We start from the raw sequence: 20,074 nt of genomic DNA, 5'->3' as shown, positions 1-20,074 counted from the left end.
AACAATAGACCTCTTGCATAAGTCGAATCGACCCCCCTTAATCCCCCCGATATATTGGGAGGAAACTTGAAATTTTGCTCCCTCCCCAATACATCTACGGAGTATACACAAGTCTTCTAGAGTTGCGCCACAGGCTTTTGATCCCCCCAACCCCCCTTAAAAAATGGGGCAAAAAGCTCTCAAAGTCCCCCTTTTTAAGGGGGATTTAGGGGGATCTAGAACGATTTTGGTTTTCTAGAAAGATGTGTGTACACCGTAGCCCCAATACATACGAGGAGGGTTGGGGAGGGGTGATTCAACGATTTTTGCAAGTCCCTAACAATGACATGGAGATGAGAACTTGGAATATTGCATAAAAGTCTATAACCTTTGTTTACACACGATCTGCTTCTCAGAAAAAGTCAGGTGGATATATTTTCTATACACAAAGATATTACTGTGAAAAAGTTTGCTACAAGTAGTGTTATTTACGATTGTCATAATTAAAACAATTGACTCTCAACTATCAATGGTGAACTCTACCCTCGTCGTCACACTTTATGTCAATCCTATGACAGGGAATGATAGCAATACTGGTTCACGGTTGAGTCCATTTAAAAGCCTCACCCGTGCTTTAAAAGTAATCAAAATCCCGACGATAATTCATCTGGAGTCGGGGACTTACAACGCCACTAGTGGTGAGGTGTTTCCACTAATCGTCCCTGGAAGAGCGACAGTGGTGGGTAATGAAGCTAACAAAGGTGCAGGGATTGCAATTTCTGGGAGTGGCGAGTTTCAAAGTCCCAGTTTTGGTATACAAAATATTACGCTGCTCTTGGTAGATAATGCCAGTCTTTTAGGTGTAACTGTCAACAATCCCTCAGTCAAGGGTACTGGTATCTGGATTGAATCGGCTGCACCTACTTTAAGTAACAATACTCTGAGTAACTGTGGGCGGGAAGGTGTCTTTACCACTGGTACTGCCAAACCTACAATTTTAGATAACGTATTTGTGCAAAATACTGCTAGCGGGTTAGTAATGGCAGGTCATAGCCAGGGAGAGGTACGGCGGAATGTATTTCAAAGAAACCCTTTAGGCATAGCAATTAGTGACTTTGCCGCGCCAACGATCGCCAATAATAAGTTATCCGAAAATCGCACCGCGATCGCACTTTCTCGCCATGCCCAACCTGTACTACGTCAAAATCTCATTGCTAAAAATACTCAAGGTGGTTTATTAGTCAATGGCAATGCAGTACCCGATTTAGGTAATACCGAAGATCCAGGTGATAATATTTTTCGCGATCATAGTGAATTTGATTTATATAATGCCACTACACAAAAGCTAATTTCCGTAGGTAATCAATTAAATTTGTCTCTAGTCAAGGGTTTGGTAGAATTACTCCCAAACAATCGAGTCGCCACTTTGACCGAATCCTCATCTCCCGAATTAGAGGGACATTGGGCAGAATCATTTATTCAGGCATTAGCGAGCATGGATTTAACTCATGCGTTTGCCAATGGTAGTTACCAGCCAGATAAACCCATGACTCGCGCCCAGTATGCAGCTTTAGTGGCGATCGCTTTTAACCCATTTCCCAAAATCCCGGCACCGGATTTTACGGATGTACCCAAAGATTTTTGGGCTTATAGCGCTATCCAAATCGCGGCTAGCGGTGGCTTTGTTGGCGGATTTAGCGATCGCACTTTCCGCCCCGATCGAAGTGTGCAGCGGCTACAGGTGATTGTCTCCTTAGTAAACGGACTGGGACTACCAGCTGTCGATCGCGATGTTTTAGAAGTATATAGCGATCGTCATACCATTCCCGACTACGCCCGAACAGCTGTTGCTACTGCTACACAACGGGAAATCGTTGTCAACTATCCAGATCCGAAAGTGCTTGCACCTTTACGTTTGGCAACACGTGCCGAAGTTGCAGTGATGGTTTATCAGGCATTAGTCGCCATTGGGCGGACATCTGCGATTAAATCAGTCTATGTGGGGTTGCATTCTAGAAGTTGACAAGTAGAATAAGGAACACTGCCTATTGGCTTAATAACTATTGGAAAAATAAACCATGTAGTTAAAAGCACGCTAGGCTAATATGCGATGGGTGACAAATCTTAGACCTATTGCCTAAAGCTAATAGCCCCATGTTAACAACACTTCCAGACACCTCTGCCAACTTGGCGATCGCCTTATTAATTAACTATAGTTTCGATCTCAGTGGGTATAGTGCCAATGAGCTAGTTGAGCGTTGGCAAACGCAATACCCCCTTAATTGGCTACACCTGGCAGTGATTGAGGCACTATATCAAGGTCGTTATAAAGCCGTTTCCGTGCAACAAATTTTAGTATTTTGGCAGCGCCGGGATCAAGCTACATATCATTTCAACATGGAATTTGAACGGATGATTTGTAGCAAATTTCCCCAAAGCTTAACGTCATCGGCTGCACCAGTTCTACCGCCAGCCAAGAAAAAACCCACTGTAGAGCAAGTGACGAGTCCTCAATTACCACCAGCTAGGATTCGCAATGGCTATCAACACAGCAATACTGCGACTCTCCAACTGAAAAGTTATGAACCAAAGACACCTTTGAGCGAAGAAGAAGGAAAGCAGGAAGATAGAGATAATAAAACTGTTTTGAAGTCTCCGCTTTCTGGGAAATTTACCTCTTCGGCAACCCTTGAGCGATTATCTGCTGTCAGCCAGAGGCAAACTTCACAAGAAAGTCCAGCGCCTTCCCCATCACCAAACCATCATCAACGACAGCCAAAACTGCTCCCACCTGCTCCTATTCATGCCCCAATCGGGCAATTTACCCCCGAAACAAGCCATCGCTCTGATTCTTTTACATCTAAGCTCAAAGCTATGTCTAGCGAACATAACCCAGGTGTGGGGAGCAGGAGGGCAGGGGAGCAGGGGAGCAGGGGAGCGGGGGAGCAGAGGAGCAGAGGAGCAGAGGAGCAGGGGAGCAGGGGAGCAGGGGAGAATGACGAATGACAAATACTTCTCTGCGAGACGCTACGCGAACGACTACGCTCAGTACAAATGACGAATGACAAATGACATTTTATTGTGCAACTAACAGCTTAAAGCGCTCATCGTCGGCAATATCATCAAAATCTAGGTCAGTTGCTGCGTCTTCTTTATACCTGGGATTAAGTTCAATTGCTTGTTGTAGAGTTAACAGAGATCGGTCAACTTGTCTTTGTAGTGCGTAACAGGCTGCTTTGTTGTAATAGGCACTGGCATAATCGGGCTTAATTTCTAAGGCTTTGTTAAAACTAGCGATCGCTTCATCATCGCGTCCCAATCTTACCAATGTATAACCATGTTTATCCCAGATTTTGGGAGAATTAGGTTGGAATTCCAGCGCTTTCTCAAAGGAGATTACTGCCTCTTCGTATTGTTCTAATGCTACTAGAGAAAGACCGCGATTTAACCAGGCAACGGCATCGTCAGGTTTGATATGTGTAGCTTTGTCAAATGAGGCAAAGGCTTGCTGATGCTGTTGTAAGTTTCCAAAAGCAACGCCGCGATCGCACCACGCTTGATGATAATCTGGCTGAATCGCAATCGCTTTATCATAAGATGCGATCGCATCTTGGTAGCGTTTCAACCTTCCCAGAGTTAGACCACGTTTTAACCAACTCACAGGTTCATCAGGTTGGATTTTAACTGCTTGGCTGTAAGCTGCGATCGCATCTTCGTAGCGCCTTTGAGAAAACAGATCGTCTGCCTGTTTTACATACTCATCGGCAGTGAATTCTGGTTGTTGTGGCTGTTCCTGTATTTCTTGCTCAAATTCAGAATTTACCACTTCTAGAATCGATTCCGGCGTAATTTCAGTTAGTTCTTGAAGAATCAGATCCTTTCTTTCTTCGGCATCCAATTGTAACTCAGAGAGTTGAGAAACAAACTCAGTTTCTAATCTTTCTAACTTCTCTAAAATTAGAATCTTTTGTTGTTGAGCATTCCATTGTAATTCTGAGAATTGCGAACTAAACTCAGAGCCAGATTTTTCTAAATTCTCAATGATTAGCTCTTTGGATTTTTGAGCATCGGATTGTAATTCCGATAATTGAAATTTAAATTCTGACTGCAATACTTCTAAACTTGCAAGAATTTTATTTTTTTGTTCTTGAGCATCTACCTGTAATTCCGATAATTGAGATTTAAGTTCCCGCTCAAATATGCCTAAGCTGTCAACGGCAATCTCTTTTTGCGTTTGAGCATCAACCTGTAATTCGGATAACTTTTCTCCAAATTCTAACTGTAATTTTGTTAAACTTTCAAAAATTATATCTTTTTGTTGTTGAGCATCAGATTGCCATCCAGAAAGTTGAGATGTGAACTCAGACTTTGATATTTCTAAATCAGCAACGGTTAGTTCTTGTTGTTGTTGCACACCTAACTTTAACTTAGACAGTTCTTCTGCGATCGCAGATGCTAATTTTCCTAAATTCTCCAGTGCTATATCTTTTTGTTGTTGAGCATCAAACTCTAACTTAGATAACCCAGAAGCAAATTTTGACTCTAAATTTTCTATATTTTCTTGAGATTTTTTTAGTTCCGCTTCTAATCTACTTAAAACCTGCGCTTTAGCTAAATCTAGATCGGATATTAGAATAGATACATTTTCTTGTTCGTGTTTAATTTTTTGTTGTAAAGCAGTCGTTTCCTGTTCTAATTCATAATTTATTTTTTTAGCATCTTGAATAACATTTTCAGCTTCTTGTTTAACGGTGGTTAGCTGATTTTGTAATTTTTCCATTCCTTGGACTTGTTGCATTGCCCTATCAACAATTTCCCGGATTATCACCCGTCGTAACAGCCATAACAAAGCAATGACTGCGACTGGAAAGAGACTTAGTATAACTAGCCAAATATCGAGTAATATAGTTGTGCGGCTAAAAGTGCTTTTAAAATCAGATTGGACTTGCTGTTGAATTCGTTTTTCTGCTCGTAGTCGTGCTAACTCTTCCCGTTCTGAATTCGATAACACCGGAGTCGGAGTTAGTGCTGGGTTGGGTGATGGTGCAGATTGTCCACTGGCGATTCCAATGGATAACAATAAGGGTAAAAATACAATCGTACTTTTTCCAATTAAAGCGAAAACAGCTTGATTTTTGCTCTGCATAACAACCATCTGAGTCTGTTGGTCAGTTTTTGAAGCGGCTTGCCTCTCTCCAATCTATAACAGAATTAAGTGGTTAAATGTTGTAGAGGCAGTGTAAAATTCTGAACTATCCTTAACTAATCCGTTTTCTCGTCCTGAGTGTACGTACAACTTTAGTCGTAGAGTGTAGTCAAATTTATGACAAGTTTTGGTGAGGTACTACTATAATATTACTACGTTGCGATCGCTGCTAAAGATGATGAGAGTCAAGCAGTAAAAATAATAATTTATCAGCCAGTGGAAGACAAAATGCGAAAGCATCGACGCTTTTTTAGACCATCCACCGAACAAGGTTCGGACTTTGTTTTTATAGATAAAAGGGCGGTGAAACTGAAAGTTCTACCTGTATGGGAAGTGTCAGGTGTGGTTACTTCGCATTAACATTAGATTATCTACGGTCAGTAGATTACTTGTCCTCAAATTAACTTAACAAAGGCGGTAGAAAATGGGTCGCATAAATCCTTACACACTGCAATTGCAGATTACCCGAATGTTTGAGCAAGGGCAATCATTATTCGCCACAACCAAGGTACAGGAATGGTTGAAAGAACGTAAACACAATCCAGAAGATTATGACATTCTTTTCCATAAAAAACCTGCACCTCCTGGTTCCAAAGAAGTGATGGTTGTGGAAATTGAATTACGTCGGAAAGATGGACAACCTGTAGATCCGTGGTTGCAGGAACAAGCAAATCTTCATGCCTGATTTTCGTAACTATAGCAGTCCTAAATTAGATGTGAAAACTTCTTTTTCTCTTCTTGGCATTTCGTAGAAAACGTGGTTTGTTCATTTTCACAACTTAGATAGGATTGCTATATGTGAGGGCTGCGCCTACGCCCCAACTCAAAACATAACCTACTGTAAATATTGAAATAAGTTTACACAAAATTTATATATAGCTAGCAAACTTAAAGATTTAACGGAGATAATCTTTTGTTTGTTATATCTTAACCTGTATACATTGGTTAAAAGTTTATTTAAGTGAAATTACAGAATTATTCATTTTTTAGTTTCGGAGCTTTTTCTGATGAAATTAGCTAAAGATATTAGCATGGCGGCTTTTGCTGTTGCTATCTCGATTGCTGCTGTTGTTAAACCGACGCAAGCTGCCTTAGTTAATTATGATTTCACCGTAAACGCGACATCTGGCGATCGCCCCGGTCAGTATTTCGGCTCTTTTCGGTATGATGACTCGACTTTAACTGCGATCGGTGACGAAACTCTGGGCGTTAGCAATGGATTATCTATTGTATTTGACTACTTGGCTACTCAGTATACAGAGGCAATTGATTTTGATTACCCATCATCTCCTGTAGTCAGCTTTACAAATGGCAACCTATCAGGACTGAGCTATTTAGTTGAAGATCGGTTTTTCATTGGCAACGATCCAGGTAATCCAAATACAGGAGGAACAAAATTTTATAGCATTCTGAGTGCCGACTTATTATCTACAACCGAGGTGGGTACGGTAACTTACTCTAAAAGTACATCCGTACCAGAACCGATGACTCTTAGTGGTATAGCGATCGCAAGTGCTATGGCGTTGGGGATGAAACGCAAGAAAAAACTATCTGGAGTGACAAATTAATAGTCCTACTTTGAAAATTAATATAGAGACGTTAGATAATAACGTCTCTACACAGATAGTTTTAAGTAAAACTACCAGTAGGATTCTTACGTTTAATGCCAATTACAGATGGTTTGGGAAGACTTATAGGTTGACCCTTACCACCGTCAGCAGCTGGAATGTTACTTGGCCAACTACTACCACGAGGCACAGTCCGAGCCTGATTGAATGTAACACCATTCAAATCCAATAATTCAATCTCACGACTCAGGATCGTGCCATCATTAATTGGGCTATCTTCGCCGGGATGCTGTACCGAAATAATCAGCGTATCTCCCACAAAAGTTGGCCCAGTCATCTCACAACGCACTGGCCCGTGAGCAAAAGGTATTACCTCTCCGGCATTCTTACCAGTAGTAGGAATATAGAATAGCCAGTTATTACCGAAAACTCCTGTGAAGTTAGAAACATTACCACTAACTGTGTGGTCGATGGTAGTTACTGTCCCAGCAGCACCGACATTAAAACCATTGTGAGTGGTGGTAGACATATCTGTTACCCCCCAAATATTTGCCTTATTGTCGAATACCAGGTTATCTACATTGGCAAAACCAGCACCAGAAATCGATCCGGCTTCTCCACCTTGGGCAAATCTCTGCCAACGGAAGGTTAGACCTGTACCATCGGCACTATCTTCAATAATCTTGTACAATCCTCCTGATTGTTGCGTTGCGTTGACATCTGTACTCAACTTGGCAACCTGGAAAATGCGCGAATCTGGATAACCGTCACTTCCTGGCGCACCATCAGTATAGGCAATGAACACTTCTTTGGTGGTCGGATGCACTTCTATATCTTCTGGACGTGCGGTGGGAGTTCCGCCAGCCAAATTCGCTGCTAAGAAGGCATCGCTAAGAATAGCACCTTGGGAAGTGTAGAAGTCAGATAGCTTCTTACCTTGATAAGCAGGTAGCCTCTCTGCTTCGTTGGTGCGATCGACTGCGAGGGAACCACCATCTGTAGTTTGACCTGCAATACCATTGCGTTTTGGCAGGGGTAAAAGACCATTTCTTTGAGCCGAACCCAAAGCAGCAAACTCCACAGAAGAAATCACCGATGGTGAAATGGGATTGGTGGGACTGTTTAAACTTAACGGTATCCATTGACCCGTACCATTTGGATTGTAACGGGCGACATACAACGTACCACTTTCCCACAAACTGCTGTTAGCTTTACTGGTTGGTGAAGAAATAACACCTGCACTGATAAATTTCCAGGTGTGTCCGCCACGTCTATCATCACCCATGTAGGCAATTAACGGTTTTTTAGCTTCGGCACGGATGGCAACGTTTTCATGGCGGAAACGACCCAACGAAGTATGTTTGCGAGGGCGGAAATTTGGATTAACGGGGTCAATTTCTGTAATCCAACCGTATTTTTCGCCAACTAAACCGAAAGTCTTACCAGTAGTACCATCGATGTAACCTGTTTGAGTACCATTAGGGTTGACTGATTCTGTGACACCAACAAAAGATCCTACACTTCCTTGAAAGTTTTCTTCTGCACTTAAAATCGTTCCCCAAGGAGTTGTACCGCCAGAGCAGTTATAGCCAGTGCCAATAATTTTGTTACCCAATCCATCAGAGGAGAGGTTAAATACTTGGGTTGCAGCTGGGCCAGTTGCGATGAGATAGTTTTGATCGCCTTTTTGGTGGCTACGACTTCCCCAAGAAGTGACATTTTTATATTCATCACTCCTTTGGCTATTAATTCCCAACCCAGAAAGACCATGAAGGCGGCGATTTCTCGCATCACCTTTAACCACAGCATAACGGTTACTGGAATTACGTCGGGAGATGCGGACGATCGATCCGCCTAAGTTATATAGTGCTTCGCCGTCAAATTCAATACTTCTAGTGGAAGGTAAAGCCCGACCAATCACTGATTCAAAGGTGGTAGGTAATCCTTTAACATCGGCAGGAGCTTCTGGTGCTAGATCGGAAAAAGGAAAACTTACGTATTCATGATTAACCCACAAATAGCCTATATCGTTAGTTCTGCCCAGAGGAATGAAACCCGTATAATCGTTGTTGTAACCGAAATAATCATCAGTGTTAGGAAAGACGCGATCGCCCCAGCTGATAATTACATAACGTTCGTACTCTGGTGGCACTACCACATCATCAACTACGTTGTAGCTATTTAACTTCGCATTTGCAGATGCATTGATTACCTGTCCTTGACCGATTCCCGTTGGCAAGAAACTTTTCTGCTGTTTATAAATCGCTAAGGAATGAGGTAAGCGCACTGGTGTAAAGCTCAATCGCCTGTTGTTTGCTCCTGCAATACTAGAAACACCATCTAGAATTGTGTCTCCCAAGACAGCAGCACCAGCACTGCCAGCAAAAAATACTAAAATTTGTCTGCGACTTAATTTAGACATAAAACTCTCCTCTGTTGTGACACCAAAAATTTCATCAAGGCAAATCTTGATTACTGACAGAAAAAGCCATCAATTTTACGTGAAATGCCACAGATTTTGAATAGTAAGTAACCTGTTATTAACAAAAGGTTGTTTGCTATTTAGGTCAGCTAACTAGACAAAAAATTTTAAGTTTGTCATATAATCTAATGACCAAAAATTAACCCCAGGTTATATCTTGATTAATGGGGATTTATTTTGTAGTTGATTAAAGCCTTTTTTCGCTACTAAATCTCAAAGTAAGAAGTTATACCAATTCAAAAAATGTTTGCGATAGATACCCCATCTGCGCTGACTGCATCGCCGATGCTTTAGCGAGAGGTGTTATACATCTGTTGCATTCTTTTGCTGTTTTTCTCAACAAAAATTAGTTAAGGAACAGTGTCAGCGCCTCATCTGTCCTATCCTGGAGATGTGTAAATAGCGTTGTGGGTGAGACTGTGTTTTTCAGCGTTGTAATACCGACTTATAATCGCCAACCGATTTTAGAAAAGTGCCTCCGCGCCTTGGAGTTGCAGGAGTTAAGTCAGCCAAGTTCGGTTACTAATTACGAGATTATCTTGGTAGATGATGGTTCTACTGATGGCACATTGGAGTGGTTAGCAGCACACAAAAAAGAGTTTCCCCATGTGCGCTGGTTTCAACAAGATCATGCTGGCCCGGCTGCGGCTCGGAATTTGGGAGTAGAAAAGGCAGAGGGAGACACAATTATCTTTATTGATAGCGATCTGGTAGTGCTGAAGAATTTCCTGCAAGCTCATGCTGACGCGCTAGTAGAAGGGAAAGAGAAATTGGGGAGCGATCGCTTTTTCACTTACGGTGCAGTTATTAATACTTGCAATTTCAACAACCCAACTGCTGAACCCTACAAAGTCACAGATTTTTCAGCGGCTTTTTTTGCTACGGGAAATGTAGCAATTCCCAAACATTGGTTAGATAAAGCGGGACTTTTTGACACAAGCTTTCAACTCTATGGCTGGGAAGATTTAGAATTAGGAGTGCGGCTGAAAAAACTAGGTTTGACACTAATTAAATGTCCAGAAGCCGTAGGATATCACTGGCATCCAGCATTTAACTTAGAGCAAATTCCCCGATTAATTGACCAAGAGATTCAACGCGGACGTATGGGAGTTTTGTTTTATCAAAAGCATCCCACATGGGAAGTGCGAATGATGATTCAAATGACTTGGCTGCATCGCTTACTTTGGGGGATTTTGTCACTTAACGGTGCGTTAAATGAACGGACAATGGCTCCGTTATTGCAATGGCTAATTAACTTAGATAAACCGCAATTAGCTTTAGAAATTGCCCGAATTTTCCTCAACTGGTATAACGTGAAAGGTGTCTATGAAGCCTATGCTCAAATGCAGCAATTATTGTGAGTTTGAGCTTCATTTGGTCATCTGGGTTATCGCTTTTCTACAATCTTTTGCATTTTCAGTCATCTCCATTTGCTGATATAGATTAAAAGCTTTTTCATACGCATAAATAGCATCTGAATAATGCTGTAGACACTCTAGAGCCAATGCTAAATTAAACCAGCCATTAGCTTCAAATTGATTATGATGACTATGGTGAGCAGCTTCTATCCCGCGTTGAAGGTAAGAAATAGTTTGTTCATATTTTTCTAGCTGGCGGTATGTGTTGCCTATATTAATTAATGACCCTGCTGCTCCTTGAGGATCATTAAGCTTTGATTTAATTTCTAACGAAAAATGATAATAATCAATAGCTAATTGGTACTCTTCAAGATCACTGTAAATCATGCCTAAGTTATTTAGTGCATTGGCTTCAAATTCTCTGTTTCCACTCTCTCTTGCAATTTCTAAACCAAGTCGGCTATAGTCAAGTGCTTCTTCATAGTTTTCTAAAGAAAAGTAGGCAAGACCCAAATTTACAAGAGAACCACCAATGTTGTCTATATCATCAATTTCCTCAGCAATTTTCAAGCAATTTTGATAATGTCCAATGGCTACTTCGTGATTGCCCATCCGATCATGAGCATCGCCTAAACAAGCAAGTGTAGTTATAAATTCCCACTTTTCGACTTTTCGGGGCATCCAAGATTCTATTAATCGCTCATAAAGAGCAATTATGATATTTAAGTAGCCATGCGAACTCAAGAAATTATAAACACAATTTTCATAATCGTCAGTATCAAAAATTGTGTAAAAAGCTTTTGTATAACTTTCAAAGTTACAGAAGTTGTGAAATTTATCAATATAAGGTTGAACTTGCTCAATTGTCTGCCATGTATACTCTTTAATTAGGCTTATATCTTCTATATTGTTGTTGGCTTCATAATTCGGCTCATCTTTTTGCCCAAAATTAGAAACACTTGCTTGGGATATTTTTTTATAATTCCTCAAAATTAGATAACGAGCTTTTGTCTCTGTCATGTTTCCCTCTGTAGTTTCATCTGGGAAAAGCATTTTAATAAGCTCGTAAGGCTTTTTTAAATAGCTCTTTACTGTATCAGTTGTAATTTTTAGTTTTTTAGCAATCTGATCGCGAGGTAAGTCAATAGCAATGGCTTTCAAACATCTCTGCTCTTGAGGACTCAATCCATATCCACCATTGCAATTCAATAGATCCAGGTAAAATCTCTCCCATTCGTATAATTGGTAAACTGTTGAGAAATCTTCGTTTAACTGATCTGTTAAATTTGGCATCGCTTCAATGTCTTTGTATTTACTGCTCAAGGTTATCAATTTCTTTGGGTGAGAGACCACCCACAAAATTACCCACAAAATTGCCTACGTTTGTGGGGAGATTTTGTTAGGGTTTTCCAGATAGGTTGTAAACATATAGATAAACGAATCTGGAGAAAGTTAAATGACCGATCATTACAACGCAGTCTACACTAGCTATGCAAGATCCAACCACGCTGATTTTCACCAATCTAAATTATTTAGTGGAGATACACATTTCTTCACTGCCGACTTTGAGCGAGGAGAATTGATAAGTGGTTACGCCCTGTCTATCATGGAATTGGTGCGTGGTATTTTGGGCGAAAACTACTGGTACTTCACCGAATTTCCTTTGCAAATAGCCTGCCCTAAACGGGAAGGGGTTTACTTAGAGGACAAAACCTTGTGGCAATTCTGGGTTAACTCTAGGGTAGACATTATTGTGATGAACCCTAATTTGGGTGAACACTGCCGTAAAGCTTGTCTAATGTTGGAATGTCAGTCTCCCTGGCATGATCTGGAAGATACTCAACGGCGCGATCGCACAAAATTTAATATTATCGGCTCTACAAAAACCTCTCTAATTTACGTTCGTTACGCCGACTACCCTAGAATTTTGCGTTTTTGGAATCAGGGTAATAGCGATGAGGTGTTTTATAATCCCTTTACTCAAGACGGTAAGACACAGTTGAAGGAATTCTTCACACTTTACTGTCTGTGAATTTGGAGCGATCGCTGAAGTTTGACTCTAATGCTTTCCTCGCCACTTCTGGCAATGTGCCTACGTTCGCCAGTAGTTGTACTGTACTTATCTTTTTCTCAACTTGGTTGCACTAATGGGAAATTGTATTCCTGCTCCAACTTGCGAATTACGCTTCACTTCTGCGATCGTCCCAGCTATCAGAAACTGTAGTACCATCTATATCTAGTAGCTGTTTATCATCAAGACAAGATAAACTAAGTCAAAATTGCCCCACCCATCAATCGCTCATATCGATATTTCAATTCTTCTTTCATCAAATACCAGCGCTCTAAAGTTGCATCCATTTCTATTATTTTCTCCGCTGCTTGCCGCGCTAAAAGTAAAACTTCCTCATCGTCAACCAAACTCGCTAAGGTAAAATCTGGCACTCCAGATTGACGAGTTCCTAGTACTTGCCCTGGCCCACGAAAACGCATATCCATCTCTGAGATGAAAAAGCCATCCTGAGATTGTTCCAGTACCTTCAGTCGTTGTTGAGCATCAGGACTTCTGGAACTGCTCATCAACAAACAGTAAGATTGAGCCGCACCACGACCAACACGCCCACGCAGTTGGTGGAGTTGCGATAAGCCAAATCGCTCCGCATTTTCGATGAGCATCACTGTAGCATTGGGTACGTCTACACCCACCTCAACAACTGTAGTAGAAACCAAAACCTGCGTTTGGTTATCACGAAATTTGGTAATAGATTCGTCCTTCTCGGCTGAACTCATGCGACCGTGTAGCAGCCCAACTTGAAAGTCGGGAAAAACACTTTCTTGTAACTTTTGATGCTCGTCAACAGCCGATCGCAGATCCAATTTTTCTGATTCTTCCACTAATGGCAAAACCACATAAACTTGTCTACCTTGGACAATTTCTCGGCGGATCAGGTCGTAAGCATGGTTGCGTTGCTGACCAGACAATACTGTTGTCTGAATCTTTTGTCGTCCCGGTGGTAACTCATCAATTTGGCTTACATCCAAATCCCCGTGTATCGTCAGTGCTAAGGTTCGGGGAATTGGGGTAGCTGTCATAGTTAACACATGAGGTTGATTGCCTTTTTGCTGCAAACGTGCCCGTTGTTCTACTCCAAAGCGATGCTGTTCATCTATCACTACTAACCCTAGTTGTTGGAAATTTACAGGGTCTTGAATCAATGCATGGGTTCCTACTAGCAGAGGTAATTCACCAGTTCCTAGCTGAGAATGTATTTGTCTTCGTTTAGCAGCTTTAGTCGAACCTGTCAGTAATTCCACTGGTAAATGCAAGAGGTTAAACCAACTAACCAACTTGCGATAATGTTGTTCTGCCAAAACTTCTGTGGGAGCCATCAGCGCCGCTTGGTAGCCAGATTGAATTGCTGCAAGGATAGCCAGCACGGCGACGACTGTTTTACCAGAACCGACATCACCTTGCACCAAACGATTCATCGGCACAGGTTTTTGTAAATCGTTGAGAATGTCGTTCAGAACTCGTTGCTGTGCGCCAGTGAGTTGAAAAGGCAGTATTTCGTGGAATTTCTCTACAAGTTGACCGCGTGGGACGAGGATGGCGCTGGTTTGAATCGCTCTTGCTTGCTGTTGACGTTGCAGTAACCCAAGTTGTAGGTAGAAAAATTCGTCAAAAACCAGGCGACGACGGGCAACTTGGAGGGCGGCGCTATCGCTGGGAAAATGAATATTAGCGATCGCATCTTTCAATTCCATCAAACCATACTTCTGCCGCAAACCACTTGGCAAAGGGTCTTTCAGGTTAGCCGCAGCAGGTAAAGCAGCAATTACCGCCTGTCGCACTGTATTCGCCACCACGCCTTCAGTTAGCCCATAAATTGGTACTACCCGCCCAATATTCAACGACTCAATCGTATCCCCTGGATTTCCCAAAACCTCTAGTTCTGGATTATCCAGTGTCAAGCCGTATTTACTTTCTTTCACCAACCCACACGCCGCCAGAATGCTACCCACTGCATAACGGCGTTTTAAACTTTCTTGCCAAGCGCGACTGCTAAAGCGCGTACCTGCGTAAAAACGGCCAATTTTGATTTGACCGCTGTTATCTTTTACTACCAGTTCTAAAATTGATAATTTCTGATTTTTAGGGCTAGAAAAGCAGTTGCAACGCTTCACTGTAGCCACTATTGTCACCGTCTCACCCGCCTGTAGCTCGCGGATATTTACCTGACGCGCATAATCAATATGGTCACGAGGATAGTAGAAAAGCAAGTCACGGACGGTATGTAAACCAAGCCGTGCCAAATTATCAGCTTTTTTAAAACCTATTTCTGGTAAATCACTGAGTTTTTGCTCAATTTTCGGTGCAAGTCTCCGACTCACCTCAGAGATGATTTTAGATTTTGGATTTTGGATTTTGGATTGATAAGTTTTCCCTTGCTCCCCTGCTCCCCTGCTTCCCTGCTTCCCCTGCTCCCCCTGCTCTTCTTGCTGTAGTTGGGAAAGATACCTACGAGTCTCTGCTACTAAATGCTGCCTTTCTTCCTGTGCTAGATGTGGATAACTAGCAAATTGCACCGCTAATCCTTGCCAACGGCGGCGTTCAGTATGGGGTAAGCCTGTTGGGAATTTGCCCAAAGTTAAGCTCAGAAATTCACTGAAACGGTATTCTCTGCCCATCAAGTCTGTAAAGCCACGTTCAGCTTCTATTGCCAGGGCTTTGTGCAATCGTATCCAATCTGGTTTTTCATTAGTCATTGGTCAGCAGAGTTAGGAGTTAGGAGTTAGGAGTGAGGAGTTAAGAGCTAGGAATAAATAACTCATAACTCATAATTCATAACTCATAACTTTATTCAAACCAACTAGCGCGCCATGCAGCTTCCGCTTCAGCGATCGCTTTTTCTTTATATCTCTTTTTATACTCTCGTCCTAGTTTGTTTAGCTGGACTAAAATACTGCGGATTCGCTTGCGCTCAGAGGAAAGTGTCACATCAGCAAATTCAATTTCTCCTAGCCGCAGGTTAATAGCCATAATTTGAGTCAGTCCAGAATCTTCTGACTGTTGCTCATTTTCAATTTCAATTACTAAGTTTAATAAATTGGGTGGTCCTGGCATGACCTCAGCAGATGCTTCTGATGCTGCCGCAGCTGCTGCTAAAATCGGTTCTGGTAATTTTTTCGGTAATATTCCAGCTTTTTGTAACAAAATATTAGCATCATGGGAAAGTTTTTTCAGTATCTCTTGCGCGGCTTCTTCTAATTTCTGTTGCCATTTTGCCAGTTCTATCGGATCGGAGGTGTTGGCAGTGAGATATTGAGAATTAGAAGTGTTCAGAAATAGTGAAGATGAAGAGGATGTTACTTCCTCATCCACCTCATCCACCTCATCTTCCTCATCCATATCGTCTCCCTCATCCACCTCATCTTCCCCTGATTCTTCACTTGTAAGATAAATGAGCAATTGTTCAGCTGTGAGTTGACCCAACTTGCGGATGGCTTGTTGCAATTGCTGGCGCTGATTCAATGACAAATGCAGAAAGTTTTCGGGATATCCTTGAGTGCAGAGGTGGTAACTCGCGAGAATCAACTGTTTGCGTACAGCTAGCCCCAAGGTATTTAGATAACTAGCATAAGCACTTTGTAGTTCGATTGCGATCGCCCGGATCGCTTCTTGGAGTGCTGCAATATCCTGCTCAATTCGCTCGATTGCTCTTGCCATATTTTTTCGCTCTTGACCATCTGAACCATTACATAGTACAAATGTACAAATTTATTTTAAGATAACTTTCCAGAGAATTTTAGATTTTAAATTAAATGCGAAATTTTCTGTCTTTACTAAATAAAATACAGGTCAAGCAAATAAGCTGACCTGTATTTTAAGGAGTCATTAGTCATTCGTCATTTGTCCTTGGTAAAGACTAATGACTAATGACCAATGACTAATATTATTTGGTGCCCATTTGTGCAGCGACTTCATCAGCAAAGCTGATTTCTTGCTTTTCAATGCCTTCGCCCAGTATATAACGGACAAAGCGAGTCACTTTAATCTCTTCGCCTAATTGTGCCTTCACTTGCTTTATCAAGTCTTCCACGGAAATACTTTGATCGCGAATGTAAGGCTGATCGAGCAAAGTCAATTCTTTCAAGCGTTTTTCAATCCGTCCCTGAACAATCTTTTCTTTGATGTTTTCAGGCTTGTTCGCCAAATCATCCTTGCCCATTTCAATGTCTTTTTCCTTTTGGGCAATTTCGGCGGGGATTTGGTCTACGCTCACATACTCGACATTGGGACAAGCCGCAACTTGCATTGCAGTGTTCCGTGCCAAGGTTTGGAACTCTGAATTAGCAGCCACTGACTCAGTTTGGGAACCCAGTTCTACTAATACACCAACTCGACCGCCAGTGTGAATGTAGCTGTCTACCACACCTTGTGTACCTTCTGCTATTGCAAAATTAACAAAGCGGCGCACTTGGATGTTTTCACCAAGGGTGGCAATGGTTTGCTTGATGGATTCTTCTACAGTCGCACTTTCATTCTCAATATAGGGTTGAGCCAGCAAAGACTCAACACTATCAGCTGTCGCTGCTTGCTTTGCTAGATTCTTAACTAAAGCTTTAAAAGCCTCGTTACGAGCAACAAAGTCTGTTTGGCAGTTGACTTCTATGAGTACACCCACCCGACCTTCAGGCTGAATGTAAGTGTCTACTAGACCTTCTGCCGCAATGCGATCGCTTTTTGCCCCCGCTTTAGAGATGCCCTTTTTCCGTAGCCAGTCTGCGGCTTCTTCTACGTTGCCTTCAGTCTCTATCAGCGCCTTTTTGCAGTCCATCATGCCAGCACCAGTTTTTTGGCGTAGCTCTTGGACGAGTTTTGCAGATATTTCCGCCATGTTGCCTCAATTCCTAACTTGACCTCGAGTTGTAATCGCTCACCTAATTTAGTACTGAGTACTGAGTTTTGTTAGCGTTAGCAGGGCGTTTAGCCCGTGCTGAGTTTTGAGTGTTCAGTTATCAATTTTATTCTTCATTGACAAATCACAACTTACAACTTCAAAAATCAAGACTCAGCACTATTCAATTTGCTGAGTCTTTCTATCTTACTCAGGACTTAGCACTCTTCACTCAGCACTATTCTTCTGTTTCCTCATCGGGAATTACGGCATCAGTATATTCGGTTTCTTCGTAGTCATCGTCATACTCACTGCCGTCGTAATCTTCGTAATCATCTTCAGCATCCAGCTGACCGTGACGACCTTCATAAATGGCATCTGCCAATTTTCCGACTATCAGCTTAATCGATCTGATAGCATCGTCGTTTGCGGGGATGGGGATATCTACTACATCGGGGTCACAGTTTGTATCCAACATGGACACAATGGGAATATTCAGCTTTTGGCATTCTTGAACTGCGTTATATTCCCGACGTTGGTCTACGATTACCACGATATCGGGCACTTTCCGCATTGTTTTAATGCCGCCCAAGTATTTCTGAAGCTTCGTCATTTCCCGACGTAGCATTGATGCTTCTTTTTTCGGCAATAAATCTAGTGCGCCAGTTTCTTCACGGCGTTCTAAATCTTTCAGACGGTCAACCCGTGTTTTGATGGTTGCCCAGTTGGTCAACATTCCGCCCAACCAGCGTTGGTTAATGTAGTGGGAACCACAACGGCTAGCTTCTTGGGCAATAATTCCAGCTGCTTGGCGCTTGGTGCCGACGAAAAGAAATTTCTTCCCTTGTTCCGCGTGCGATCGCATGTAGTTGTAAGCATTATCCATCAACTGGGCAGTTTGCACCAAGTCGATAATATGCACGCCATTGCGGGAAGTATAAATGTAGGGAGACATTTTTGGGTTCCAACGCCGGGTCTGATGCCCAAAGTGAACCCCTGACTCCATCATTTGAGCCAATGAAACTACTGGCATATATTTTTCAACTCCAATTCGGGTTAAACCTCCATCCAAGTGTATTTCCCAATCGGGAAACACCCGAATTCTTAGATGTGCGAGATTAGTTAACCATACTAGGTTAACATATTCTGAAGAGTTGTAGTTGCTTGACCGAGTGAGTCCAAGAAAATAGTGCTGCCTACTCAACAATTGGGCAGCACTATTAATGAAAATCTTGCTGTTTTAAAGGTCTACTAGCGGTCTTCTCGATCTTCGGGTTTAGGTTTTTGTCGCCGTTGTTCGAGCCGATCGTCGATAGTTTCTCTCATTTTGCGATCGGCAGCGTCCATCGCAGAATACTTAAAGCGGTTGAGTATGCCACTGAATAAGTTGCCAAAGAATCTTTCAATTTCTTGCATAATTTTATACCTCGCTATTTAAAGGTAAATTCTTATTGATCTTGGACTTTCTAGTGGAAGTAGGAAATAAAACGCTAACCTATCCTTGAAATATCTGTTAATCTCTTAGTGTCTCTGGGTGCTTAAAGGGCTGGCGGTTTATTTATCCTTTGATTCAGTTTTGCTTGTGAATGACTGTATAAAACAGTCTTCTCAATAAAATCAGTATTGTTGAGACTTATTAGATTGAAACGCCCTAGAGATTCATCCATTGTATTCTGTCTCAGGTAATAAATGTAGCAAAGACACAGGTAACAAATTGTCTACTAGTTCATAACACTTGCTACATCTACAACGAGCGTAACTATAGCAACTTCTGGTGCATGTTACTCAATAGTATCGGGGTCTACATTGAGCGATCGCAACCTTGCCTTTAACTGTTCTATCTGTAACTCTGCCTGTTCTGCTCGTTGGCGTTCTTGTTCTGCTCGTTGACGTTCTTGTTCTGTTCGTTGGCGTTCCTGTTCTGCTCGTTGACGTTCCTGTTCTACTAGTTCTTCTGCTTGCTGTCTTGCTAAAACTTCTTGTCGTAAAGCCTCTACTAGTTCACCAGGAATCAGTAATTTTTCCCCTGTAGCCTCTCGATAAAACCCAATTAGCCTTCCCTCAACCACCAAGCGCAGTTGTAACGGTTCACTGCGTCCATCTTGTATCGGTTCGTAGATTTCTCCCCGCAGGCGATAGCCACGTAACTGTTGTTCCACCCACTCGCCTTTAGGGTCAAATAGCCAGTATTCCTTGACACCTAGCTGTTCATAGAGGGTCTTTTTGAAGATTTCGTCTTGTCCTTTTGTCCCAAAGGATGTCATTTCAAAAATAACTGTGGGTACTTGACCCTCTTCCCAGATTTTATAGTTGTCTCGACCGCCAGATGCAACATCAAAAATCACCATCACATCTGGGGCTACCCGTAATTTGGGAAAGCCCTGTGCATAGTAAAGAAATTGATTTGCCAATACTGTTGCCCGACGATTTGCTAGATACTGTTTCAGGACTTCTAAGGTAGTTAGTAAGGCATAAAGGTGGTCGTAGGTTTCTGCCACTGGTTGACCATCAGCACTAGGGTAAAATATTTCTGATTCGACACTAACAGGTACAGTAGCCGTCATAGTTATAAAATCAGTGCTACG

16 protein-coding genes are annotated in these 20,074 nt (G+C 42.0%); 7 read left to right on the top strand and 9 right to left on the bottom strand.

Annotated features, from left to right (window positions below):
• Positions 1–508: 508 nt before the first annotated feature.
• Together V7K84_RS03885 and V7K84_RS03880 are read left to right on the top strand one after the other, a co-directional pair.
• On the top strand, positions 509–2,002 hold the full coding sequence (locus V7K84_RS03885; RefSeq protein WP_334836548.1) for a DUF1565 domain-containing protein: 1,494 nt from the start codon (positions 509–511) through the stop codon (positions 2,000–2,002).
• Between the two features lie 131 nt (positions 2,003–2,133).
• Entirely contained in the window at positions 2,134–2,985 is an 852-nt protein-coding gene (locus tag V7K84_RS03880) for a hypothetical protein (RefSeq protein WP_334836547.1), read from the top strand.
• 70 nt (positions 2,986–3,055) lie between these two features.
• On the opposite strand, the gene V7K84_RS03875 is transcribed toward V7K84_RS03880, so the two are convergent.
• Positions 3,056–5,125: a tetratricopeptide repeat protein gene (locus V7K84_RS03875; protein WP_334836546.1), complete on the bottom strand. Its 2,070-nt coding sequence runs from the start codon at positions 5,123–5,125 to the stop codon at positions 3,056–3,058.
• Between the two features lie 288 nt (positions 5,126–5,413).
• Here V7K84_RS03875 and V7K84_RS03870 point away from each other — a divergent pair, with 288 nt between their 5' ends.
• From V7K84_RS03870 to V7K84_RS03860, 3 genes are all read left to right on the top strand, one after another.
• Entirely contained in the window at positions 5,414–5,545 is a 132-nt protein-coding gene (locus tag V7K84_RS03870) for a hypothetical protein (RefSeq protein ID WP_334718729.1), read from the top strand.
• Between the two features lie 64 nt (positions 5,546–5,609).
• On the top strand, positions 5,610–5,870 hold the full coding sequence (locus V7K84_RS03865) for a hypothetical protein (protein WP_099102761.1): 261 nt from the start codon (positions 5,610–5,612) through the stop codon (positions 5,868–5,870).
• 322 nt (positions 5,871–6,192) lie between these two features.
• Entirely contained in the window at positions 6,193–6,753 is a 561-nt protein-coding gene (locus V7K84_RS03860) for a PEP-CTERM sorting domain-containing protein (protein WP_334836545.1), read from the top strand.
• Positions 6,754–6,814: 61 nt separating this feature from the next.
• Here the strand turns inward: V7K84_RS03860 and V7K84_RS03855 are convergent, their stop codons facing one another.
• On the bottom strand, positions 6,815–9,175 hold the full coding sequence (locus V7K84_RS03855; RefSeq protein ID WP_334836544.1) for a PhoX family protein: 2,361 nt from the start codon (positions 9,173–9,175) through the stop codon (positions 6,815–6,817).
• Between the two features lie 467 nt (positions 9,176–9,642).
• Here V7K84_RS03855 and V7K84_RS03850 point away from each other — a divergent pair, with 467 nt between their 5' ends.
• A complete protein-coding gene (locus tag V7K84_RS03850; RefSeq protein WP_334836543.1) occupies positions 9,643–10,596 on the top strand; it encodes a glycosyltransferase family 2 protein in 954 nt (317 codons plus the stop codon).
• Positions 10,597–10,605: 9 nt separating this feature from the next.
• On the opposite strand, the gene V7K84_RS03845 is transcribed toward V7K84_RS03850, so the two are convergent.
• A complete protein-coding gene (locus tag V7K84_RS03845; RefSeq protein ID WP_334836542.1) occupies positions 10,606–11,886 on the bottom strand; it encodes a tetratricopeptide repeat protein in 1,281 nt (426 codons plus the stop codon).
• Between the two features lie 163 nt (positions 11,887–12,049).
• Between V7K84_RS03845 and V7K84_RS03840 the strand changes: the two genes are divergently transcribed.
• Complete coding sequence (locus V7K84_RS03840) at positions 12,050–12,625, top strand: hypothetical protein (protein WP_334836541.1); 576 nt, start codon at positions 12,050–12,052, stop codon at positions 12,623–12,625.
• 236 nt (positions 12,626–12,861) lie between these two features.
• Here the strand turns inward: V7K84_RS03840 and recG are convergent, their stop codons facing one another.
• The 6 genes from recG to V7K84_RS03810 all read right to left on the bottom strand — a co-directional run bounded on the left by recG (position 12,862) and on the right by V7K84_RS03810 (position 20,053).
• Positions 12,862–15,357, bottom strand: a complete 2,496-nt coding sequence (gene recG, locus V7K84_RS03835; protein ID WP_334836540.1) for an ATP-dependent DNA helicase RecG — start codon at positions 15,355–15,357, stop codon at positions 12,862–12,864.
• Between the two features lie 91 nt (positions 15,358–15,448).
• Positions 15,449–16,318, bottom strand: coding sequence for a hypothetical protein (locus tag V7K84_RS03830; protein WP_334836539.1), 870 nt, complete (start codon positions 16,316–16,318; stop codon positions 15,449–15,451).
• A gap of 226 nt (positions 16,319–16,544) precedes the next feature.
• Positions 16,545–17,489: a translation elongation factor Ts gene (tsf, locus tag V7K84_RS03825; RefSeq protein ID WP_334836537.1), complete on the bottom strand. Its 945-nt coding sequence runs from the start codon at positions 17,487–17,489 to the stop codon at positions 16,545–16,547.
• A 238-nt stretch (positions 17,490–17,727) separates the two neighbouring features.
• On the bottom strand, positions 17,728–18,522 hold the full coding sequence (rpsB, locus tag V7K84_RS03820) for a 30S ribosomal protein S2 (protein WP_012411819.1): 795 nt from the start codon (positions 18,520–18,522) through the stop codon (positions 17,728–17,730).
• Between the two features lie 218 nt (positions 18,523–18,740).
• Positions 18,741–18,905, bottom strand: coding sequence for a hypothetical protein (locus V7K84_RS03815; RefSeq protein WP_334836535.1), 165 nt, complete (start codon positions 18,903–18,905; stop codon positions 18,741–18,743).
• Between the two features lie 365 nt (positions 18,906–19,270).
• Positions 19,271–20,053: a Uma2 family endonuclease gene (locus V7K84_RS03810; protein WP_334836533.1), complete on the bottom strand. Its 783-nt coding sequence runs from the start codon at positions 20,051–20,053 to the stop codon at positions 19,271–19,273.
• Between the last annotated feature and the right edge of the window lie 21 nt (positions 20,054–20,074).

This window comes from Nostoc sp., assembly GCF_036917315.1.
GTDB lineage: Bacteria > Cyanobacteriota > Cyanobacteriia > Cyanobacteriales > Nostocaceae > Nostoc.
Note: the sequence above shows the minus strand (reverse complement) of the source record. Positions and strands in the feature narration are given on the sequence as shown.

Excerpts from the sequence above, each read along its gene's own strand:
- V7K84_RS03885 (WP_334836548.1), top strand. The coding sequence starts at position 509 with ATGGTGAACTCTACCCTCGTCGTCACACTTTATGTCAATCCTATGACA.
- V7K84_RS03880 (WP_334836547.1), top strand. The coding sequence starts at position 2,134 with ATGTTAACAACACTTCCAGACACCTCTGCCAACTTGGCGATCGCCTTA.
- V7K84_RS03875 (WP_334836546.1), bottom strand. The coding sequence starts at position 5,125 with ATGCAGAGCAAAAATCAAGCTGTTTTCGCTTTAATTGGAAAAAGTACG.
- V7K84_RS03870 (WP_334718729.1), top strand. The coding sequence starts at position 5,414 with ATGCGAAAGCATCGACGCTTTTTTAGACCATCCACCGAACAAGGTTCG.
- V7K84_RS03865 (WP_099102761.1), top strand. The coding sequence starts at position 5,610 with ATGGGTCGCATAAATCCTTACACACTGCAATTGCAGATTACCCGAATG.
- V7K84_RS03860 (WP_334836545.1), top strand. The coding sequence starts at position 6,193 with ATGAAATTAGCTAAAGATATTAGCATGGCGGCTTTTGCTGTTGCTATC.
- V7K84_RS03855 (WP_334836544.1), bottom strand. The coding sequence starts at position 9,175 with ATGTCTAAATTAAGTCGCAGACAAATTTTAGTATTTTTTGCTGGCAGT.
- V7K84_RS03845 (WP_334836542.1), bottom strand. The coding sequence starts at position 11,886 with ATGCCAAATTTAACAGATCAGTTAAACGAAGATTTCTCAACAGTTTAC.
- V7K84_RS03840 (WP_334836541.1), top strand. The coding sequence starts at position 12,050 with ATGACCGATCATTACAACGCAGTCTACACTAGCTATGCAAGATCCAAC.
- recG (WP_334836540.1), bottom strand. The coding sequence starts at position 15,357 with ATGACTAATGAAAAACCAGATTGGATACGATTGCACAAAGCCCTGGCA.
- V7K84_RS03830 (WP_334836539.1), bottom strand. The coding sequence starts at position 16,318 with ATGGCAAGAGCAATCGAGCGAATTGAGCAGGATATTGCAGCACTCCAA.
- tsf (WP_334836537.1), bottom strand. The coding sequence starts at position 17,489 with ATGGCGGAAATATCTGCAAAACTCGTCCAAGAGCTACGCCAAAAAACT.
- rpsB (WP_012411819.1), bottom strand. The coding sequence starts at position 18,522 with ATGCCAGTAGTTTCATTGGCTCAAATGATGGAGTCAGGGGTTCACTTT.
- V7K84_RS03815 (WP_334836535.1), bottom strand. The coding sequence starts at position 18,905 with ATGCAAGAAATTGAAAGATTCTTTGGCAACTTATTCAGTGGCATACTC.
- V7K84_RS03810 (WP_334836533.1), bottom strand. The coding sequence starts at position 20,053 with ATGACGGCTACTGTACCTGTTAGTGTCGAATCAGAAATATTTTACCCT.